The organism is Aquabacterium sp. UBA2148 (assembly GCF_002328915.1).
Taxonomy (GTDB): domain Bacteria; phylum Pseudomonadota; class Gammaproteobacteria; order Burkholderiales; family Burkholderiaceae_C; genus Aquabacterium; species Aquabacterium parvum.
Map to the genome: position 1 here is coordinate 1 of NZ_DCXA01000128.1, position 7,742 is coordinate 7,742.

A 7,742-nucleotide genomic window follows, 5' to 3' on the forward strand; every position below is an offset into this window, starting at 1 on the left:
CATCGAGGATCTGGTCCAGCGCCTGGGCCACGGCCACCTCGTCGATGCGCGAGATCAACCCCGTTCGCATCGCCATCGGCAGCCAGTTGGCGGCCGACTCGAAGGCACCACCGGGCTCAAGCTGCAAGCGCATCGGGCACTCGTGATGCACCAGCCTGAGCTGGCGGTCCACCACCGGGTACTTGACCAGCTGCACGCGCCCTTGCCTGAGCGCCTCGTCGATGCGACGGCGCCATTCGTCCTCACCCAGCACCACCGCTTCGGTGCCATGGCTGTCGGCCATTTCAACCGAGAAAGCACCTCGGCTTTCCGCCAGGGCCAGCGCCGAGTCGGCAGAAGCCAGCACGGCCTGCAAGGCATCTCCGCGGCGCCATGGCGTGCCACCGATCACCACCGTCGCCGCCACACCCTGCTCGGAAAAAGCCCTGCGCAAGGCATCGGCGTAATGCTGGGGCTCAGGCAGGGGCACCTCGCCACCCACCAGGCAAATGGCGAAGTCGCCGCCGTTGAGCCGCCCGATGGCCACGCCAGGCACCCCAACCGAGACCTCGCGCAACACCTCCGCCAGCCTTTGCAACAGCACGTCCGTCTGGCGGTGACCAAGCAAACGGTTGACGCCAGCCAGGTCGATCACCCGCACCAGGTGGATGACGCCCAGGCCGGAGCCTTCCTCGCGAGTGAGGGCCGCGCTCAACTGCGCCATGAAATGCCGCCGCTGGGACAAGCCTGTCAGCGGATCGCAATGGGCCTGCTGACGCAGCTGCTCGACTTGTTGCGACTGCTCGTCGAACACCGACTTGAGCCGCATCACCACCGCGTTCATGGCCTGGCTCAAGCGAGCCAGCTCAGGCACGCGAGGCTCTTCGACCGTGACAAACCGGCGCTCCATCAGGGCCTGGGCCTGGCTCACCGTGGCCTCCAGCGGCCGGCGGATGCCATTGACCCCGAAGGTGGCCACCAGACAAGACAGCGCACCGAGCGCAGCCAGCCAGCCAGCGGTCTTGAGCGAGCCCTGCCAAAGCTGCGCATGGGCAAACGCCGAGTGACTGACCACCTCAACCGATCCCACCGCACGCCAGCCATCCGATACCTGCGCAATGCCGGCCACAGATTCCACCGGCACCAGGCGCACAAACCAGGCCGGCGCCTGCTCGCGCGCGGCCGCCGGGTCAGCCTGGTGGTCAAACAGCTCGCGCCCCGCCGCGTCCTTGAGCGTGATGCGCTGATAAAAGCCCGTGTCGAACATGGCCGCCACGGTCAACTCCATGCCGGTGCGATCGCCACGCTGCTGCGACAGGTTCAGGGCCAGGGACTGGGCGTTGTCGGCATTCTTCAGACGCAGCTGCGTCTCCAGGTAACCCCGGGACGAAACCATCCAGACCACGAAGCTGCCGATGAAAGCCATCAGCAGCGTCGTCAGCAACAGCAACCAGATTTGTCGAATCAAGGACATGTTGTCATCTCTTTCGTGGCGGCGTCACCACCACCCCTCGGCTTTCGCCTTGGCCAGCACCTCGCGCCAACGAGACAGCCGGGCCACGGGGTCTCCCGCACTGGCTCCCGTCACACCTTGCCACAAACCTTCCGCGTTGAAGCTGAAAACAGGGGCAAGATCCGGGCGCCGGGAGGCGGGGCGGATGTCGGTGATCAGGTTGTCCAGGATCAGGGGCTCGGCGTCGGGCTGCGGGTAATAAGCCAGCACCATGTGCGCCTGGATGCTGCCGGCCAGCTGCGCCCGCACGTAAACCAGTCGCATCTTCACACCTGGCACGCCCGAGGCAAGCAAGGAGAAATACTTGGCGATGGCGTAATCCTCGCAGTCGGCCTGCCCTCGCGCCAAGGATTCCAGGGGCGAGGCCCAGTAATCGACCTGTCCCCAGATTTCACGGTCGTCGCGGTACTGCACCGAACGGTTGAAAAAACCGTTGACCGCCCGCAGGCGGCTTTCTTCGTCCTGAGCGGCGACCTCGCCGATGAGCTGCACCAGCACCTGGGCACGTTGCGGCGTGTTGCCTCCCTGGCGCTGGGCCGCCTGCATGACGCGGGGCGCATCCCAGGCCGGACTCAGCCCCCAGCCCAGCACCGCCACCAAGGCGGCAGCGCGCAGCCACCACCCCGACCAGGCGGCCAGGCGAGCAGGCAAGCTGAAAGCGAGAAATCGGGCTTCTTGGACCACCTCAGCTTATCGGCGAAGGCCCGCCCGGACTTGATCGGGAAATCCCAGATTGCGACATCGGCGCCACTCCCCCGTGAATACAGGCGTTTTCAGAAGACGGAAGCCCCCTCATTGATGCCAAAATCAGCCGATTAACCCTCCGTTACAGGGCTTGCTGCCCTGCCCTGCCAACGCCCCACACGACGAGGTTCAGCGTGACGAACAAAGCCCTGAAGTCCGGACTTCATGCCCTGGCCCTGGCCGCCCTGACATTCACCGCCCAGGCAGCCCTGGCCCAGGCCCAACCCACAGCGGCCGCCACCGGCCTGGCTGGGGCGGTCCAGAAGGCCATCGACTCCAACCCCGACGTGACCGCCCGCCTGAACGCCTTGCGCGCGGCCTCCAAGGAGGTGGACGTGGCCAAGGGTGGTTACTTGCCCACGGTTGACCTGTCTGCCGACATCGGCCGCGACCGCGACAAGGTCGACCAGCGCAACCCCGAATCGCGCAGCTTCAGCCGCAGCGGCCTGGCCCTGACCGCCAACCAGGTGCTCTGGGACGGCCGATTCACCGCCAACGAAGTCGACCGCCTGGGCCACGCCCGCAAGGTCCGCTACTTCGAGTTCCTGGCAGCCAGCGAAGACACCGCCCTCGAAGCCGCTCGCGCCTACATCGACGTGCTGCGCTTTCGCAAGCTGGTCGGTCTGGCCGAAGACAACTACGTCCAGCACAAATACGTGTTCGACCAGCTGCAGTCCAAGTTCAAGGCTGGCGTCGGCCGCGGCGTGGACACCGAGCAGGCCAACGCCCGCCTGGCCCTCGCTGACTCCAACCTGACCACCGAAAGCGCCAACCTGCACGACGTGGCCTCGCGCTACCTGCGCGTCGTTGGCGAAGCACCGGCCAACGGCCTGGCCGCCCTGCCCCGCATCGATGGCAGCCTGGCCGGCGACAACACCCAGGTCATCAGCCAGGCCCTGGCCCGCAACGCCAGCGTCAGCGCCGCCGTCGAGAACCTGCGCGCCGTCGAGTCCGAAGCCAAAACCAAGGACAGCCCCTTCCAGCCACGTGTCGAAGCTCGCCTGCGCAGCGGCCTGGGCAACAACTTCGACGGCCTGATCGACCGCAAGAGCGCCACCTCGGCCCAGATCCTGCTGAACTGGAACCTCTACAACGGCGGCTCCGACCAGGCCCGAACCAAGCAGTTCGCCGACCTGATCAACCAGGCCGCCGACCAGCGTGACAAGGCCTGCCGCGACGTGCGCCAGACCATCGGCATCGCCTACAACGACATCGCCCGCGCCCGCACCCAGCTGGCCGCGCTCGACCGCAACGTGCTGGCCATCGAGAAGGCCCGCGACGCCTACCGCCAGCAGTTCGACATCGGCCAGCGCAGCCTGCTGGACCTGCTCAACGCCGAGAACGAGCTCTACACCGCCAAGCGCGCCTACGCCAACGCCGAGCACGACCTGCTGCTGGCTCAGGTGCGCACGCACGCCGCGCGCAACACCCTGCTGTCCACCCTGGGCCTGCGCCCCAGCGACGACAACCAGGGCGACCTCGTCAAAGACTGGCAAGCCTCCGACGACGCAGCCCAGCGCTGCCCCGTGACCTCGGTGGCTGCCGCCTCGACCACGCGCGACGAACTCGACGCTCGCGCACGCAAGCTGGGCACGCAGGTGGGTGTCACGGCCATCAAGCCAGCAGCCGAAGAGCCCAAGCCCGTCGTCGCCAACGCCGAAGCCGTGCAGACCGTGGCACAGCGCCTGACCGACTGGGCCGCCGCCTGGTCTGCCAAGGACATCGAAACCTACCTGGGCTTCTACAGCAAGGACTTCACCGCCAAGGGCACCCGCGCCCAATGGGAAGCCAACCGCCGCAAGTTGGTCGGCAAGCCCGGCCCGATCTCGCTGAAGATCGACTCGATCAAGGCCAGCCCGCAAGGCAGCGACGTGGTGACCAGCTTCGAGCAGGCCTACACCTCGAGCAACTACAAGGACAAGGGCCCCAAGACCCTGACCTGGCGCATGCAGGAAGGCCGTTGGGTCATCGTCAAGGAGAGCAACCGTTGACGCCTTGCCTTGCAGGCAAAACGAAGGGCACCCTCGGGTGCCCTTTTTCATGACCAGCCGACGTGCGCCTCAAGCGGGCAACCTGACCTCGTAGGTGATGCCCGAACCAGCGCCGTGCCGGCCACCGCGCTGCGAGTTGAAGTAAAGCCGCGACCCATCGGGCGAGAAAGCCGGCCCGGTGATCTCGGACTCGTCCTGGCCATGCAGGCGCAACAGCACCTTCACGCTGCGGTCGGGCAGGATCACGCACAGCTCCATGTTGCCGCCGTCTTCGGCCACCAGCACGTCTCCTCGGCGACTGACGGTCAGGTTGTCGACACCCGAGAGCACGCGGTCGGCCGCGCTCGCGGTGGCGAAGTCGTAGATGACCTGCAGGCGCTGTGTGGCGGGCTCGAAGGCCCAGATGCGGTTGTCGCCCTTGGTCGAGAAGTAGACGATGCCGTTGAAGTACCACAGGCCTTCGCCACCGCGGAAAACGGTTCCCGGCGCCCTGCTGCCCAGCACGCTGCGCACGATGCCTTGGGGCAGGCTCGGGCTGCTCACGCCCACCCAGCTCACGCGGCGGGGTTGCGCCAAATTCATCTCATCGGGCGGCAGCTGGTTGGCTGGTACCCCGTCGATCTGCAGCACCTGCAAGCGCCCCGACTTCAATGCCGGCCTGGTGGCGGAAGCAGGCCAGTCCGACTCGCTGCACACAAAGCGGTAAAAACGCCCCTGCCCTTCGTCCTCGGTCAGGTACAAGGTGCGGTGCAAAGGGTCCACGGCCACCGCCTCGTGCTTGAAGGTGCCAAGCGCCGGCCTGACCTGGGCCTGCGAGGCAGAGCCGAACGGCAGGCATTCCCAGACGCGCCCCAGGGTGGTCTCCTCTGCAGACAGCCAGGTGCCCCAGGGGGTCGCGCCACCCGCGCAGTTGGTGCTCGTGCCGTCGAGGATGCGCTGCGCCCCCACGACTTGGCCATGGCGGTCAAAGCGCAAGGCGCTCACGCCGCCTGCGCCTGCAAGCACCTCGCTGTTGTTCGCGTAGACCCAGCCGCCATCTGGCGCGGCGAAGGTGGCGCCGCCGTCCGGGTAGGTGTGCCAGATGGAGGCGCCCGGTGTCGGACGCTCGCCGGACACCGCCACGATGCGGGCAGAGAACCCGGCAGGCAAGGCCAGGCCCAGGGCATCGGGCTCTCGCAAAGGCCCCAGGGTCGAGAAGTCGAAACCTGGTGCGGACGGGGCGGCACGCTCAGTTGGGGGCTTTCCAGAGCCTGCAGCAGCCTGTGCCAGACCAGGCCACGACAGGCCCGAAGCTGCCAGCCCGCCAGCAGACCAGAACAGCTTGCGCAGGAATTCGCGACGTGCTGCAGGGTCAGTGGGCAAAGCGGTTTCAGGACGCGACGAAGGCATGGTGAAGACTCCCGAGGCCGCCCAAGCAACCGGGCGGGCCGTCTCCAGCATCGTACCCACTGGTGACGGCGCCCATGAAAAAACCCGACCGGTTTTCACCAATCGGGTTTCTCGTTTTCTGTCATCTTGGCGGAGAGGGCGTCTGCCTGCATATCATCCCGAGTCGATCCAAGCCGTGCCAATACGTCCGGCTTTCATTCGTTTTGCCTGCTACAGATTGACTCAGTGAGTGCCACTCTGTACCATCAAATGTCAACCATTTTGATGGGTAGGAAAACGGGTATGCCACGCAAGGCAAAAGAACTGAGCGCGCTAGAGGTGCGCAACTTGACCAAGCCAGGATTGCACTTCGTCGGCGGGGTGGCGGGCCTTGCGCTGCAGGTGACCGAGACCGGCGCAAAGTCTTGGATCCTGCGCGCCCAGGTCGGCAAAAAGCGCCGGGATATGGGCCTCGGCGGATTCCCTGACGTAACCCTGGCGCAAGCCCGAGAGGACGCCCGAGCCGCACGGGCCCGCATCCGGGTAGGTGTCGATCCGGTCGAGGAAGCCCGAGCAGCACGCAGCGCGCTCATTGCCGCACAGCTCTCCATGCTTACCTTTCAGCAAGCGGCCGAGGCCTACATTGACGCGCACAAAGCCGGCTGGAAGAACGAAAAGCACCAGAAGCAATGGGCCAGCACCCTGCAGGCTTACGTGTACCCAAAAGTTGGCTCTGTGCTGGTGCGGGATGTTGAACTGCCCCAGGTGCTGGCGGTGCTTGAACCGATCTGGAAGACCAAGACTGAAACCGCCTCCCGCCTGCGCGGCCGCGTGGAGTCCGTGCTTGATTGGGCAACGGCGGGGGGCTACAGGGAAGGCCTGAACCCGGCCCGATGGCGCGGCCACCTTGACAAGCTGCTGCCCCGCCCATCGAAGGTGGCGAAGGTCGAGCACCACAGCGCATTGCCGGTGTCGGAGGTCGGCGCTTTCATGGTCGCGCTTCGCAGCCAGGAGGGGCTCGGCGCGCGTGCGCTCGAGTTCGCCATCCTGACAGCGGCCCGCTCGGGCGAAGTCAGGGGCGCAACGTGGGACGAGATCGACCTGGAAGAAGCGGTGTGGGCCATCCCCGCCGCACGCATGAAAGCGAGCCGCGAGCACCGGGTGCCCCTGTCGGCCGCAGCGGTTCGGCTTCTCAAATCGCTACCGAGACACGCCGACACACCACTGGTCTTCGTTGGCGCGAAGGGCGGCCCGCTGTCGGACATGACGTTGTCCGCAGTGGTGCGGCGTATGGGCGCGCCTTGTGTGCCGCATGGCTTCCGATCGACGTTTCGAGATTGGGCAGCGGAGCGCACCAGCTACCCCAGCGAAATGGCCGAGATGGCGCTGGCCCACACGATCAACAACAAGGTGGAGGCGGCCTATCGACGAGGCGACATGTTCGAAAAGCGCCGGCGGATGATGTCCGACTGGGCCAGGTTCTGCAGCGCTTCCGAGGTGAAGGGCGCTGTGCTTCCACTCAAGAAAAAACCCGCCGCCTGACGGTCTCAGGCAAACAAGCGGGGCCGGGCAGTGTCGTTACCACTGACCAGCCCCTGACCACACCGCACACACCACGAAAGGACGTGCACCATGGCTACCCAAAATGTTACCCGCGCAGTCGAAGCAACCGCCAGCGTTCAGGCTGCTTCCCCCCTAACCTCGAACCGCGAGGCCCAGCTGCTGGCCATGCTCGAAAAGATCACCGAGCTGGCCGACGCCATCCAGGCCCAGGCCGATGCTGTGATCAACGGCGCGGATGACTCCGGCCTGCTGGTCGGCATGCAGGCCCTGGCCGGGCAAGTCGGCTGGGTTGCCGACAGCGGCGCCATGCTCCTGGGCAGCCAGGGATTCAAGGTCACTCCCACCGAATGGATGTTGCCGCGCGTCGCTGTTGTGCAGGGCTGACAGGGCTCCCCGCCTGCGGGCAGTTTGGCTCTGAATGTGAAGGGGGCTACCCGTTAACGGGTGGCCCCCTTTTCTTTCCGGGGTGCCATGCGCAGACTGCAGCCATGTGCACCGAACAAAGCAACCAGATCGAGGAACTCCGCAGAGTGGTCGAGCAACTCCGCGCGCAGTTGCTCGACCTGGAGGAACGAGTCCCGCCG

Annotated in this window: 6 protein-coding genes; 3 read left to right on the forward strand and 3 right to left on the reverse strand. The window is 66.1% G+C overall.

The features are described 5' to 3' along the window. On the reverse strand, positions 1-1,453 hold a 1,453-nt coding region (locus B2W70_RS06935), incomplete at its 3' end, for a bifunctional diguanylate cyclase/phosphodiesterase (RefSeq protein WP_286744143.1). Positions 1,454-1,477: 24 nt separating this feature from the next. Next, entirely contained in the window at positions 1,478-2,176 is a 699-nt protein-coding gene (locus tag B2W70_RS06940; RefSeq protein ID WP_286744149.1) for a transglutaminase-like cysteine peptidase, read from the reverse strand. 194 nt (positions 2,177-2,370) lie between these two features. Here B2W70_RS06940 and B2W70_RS06945 point away from each other — a divergent pair, with 194 nt between their 5' ends. Then, a complete protein-coding gene (locus B2W70_RS06945; protein ID WP_286744155.1) occupies positions 2,371-4,227 on the forward strand; it encodes a TolC family outer membrane protein in 1,857 nt (618 codons plus the stop codon). 69 nt (positions 4,228-4,296) lie between these two features. Here the strand turns inward: B2W70_RS06945 and B2W70_RS06950 are convergent, their stop codons facing one another. Then, entirely contained in the window at positions 4,297-5,616 is a 1,320-nt protein-coding gene (locus tag B2W70_RS06950) for an alkaline phosphatase PhoX (RefSeq protein ID WP_286744157.1), read from the reverse strand. Positions 5,617-5,898: 282 nt separating this feature from the next. On the opposite strand from B2W70_RS06950, the gene B2W70_RS06955 reads away from it, so the two are divergent. Beyond that, positions 5,899-7,137 (forward strand): tyrosine-type recombinase/integrase, encoded by a 1,239-nt coding sequence (locus B2W70_RS06955; RefSeq protein WP_286744160.1) that lies wholly within the window; start codon positions 5,899-5,901, stop codon positions 7,135-7,137. Positions 7,138-7,227: 90 nt separating this feature from the next. Further along, complete coding sequence (locus B2W70_RS06960) at positions 7,228-7,542, forward strand: hypothetical protein (protein WP_286744162.1); 315 nt, start codon at positions 7,228-7,230, stop codon at positions 7,540-7,542. The last annotated feature ends 200 nt before the right edge of the window (positions 7,543-7,742 follow it).

Excerpts from the sequence above, each read along its gene's own strand:
- B2W70_RS06950 (WP_286744157.1), bottom strand. The coding sequence starts at position 5,616 with ATGCCTTCGTCGCGTCCTGAAACCGCTTTGCCCACTGACCCTGCAGCA.
- B2W70_RS06960 (WP_286744162.1), top strand. The coding sequence starts at position 7,228 with ATGGCTACCCAAAATGTTACCCGCGCAGTCGAAGCAACCGCCAGCGTT.
- B2W70_RS06955 (WP_286744160.1), top strand. The coding sequence starts at position 5,899 with ATGCCACGCAAGGCAAAAGAACTGAGCGCGCTAGAGGTGCGCAACTTG.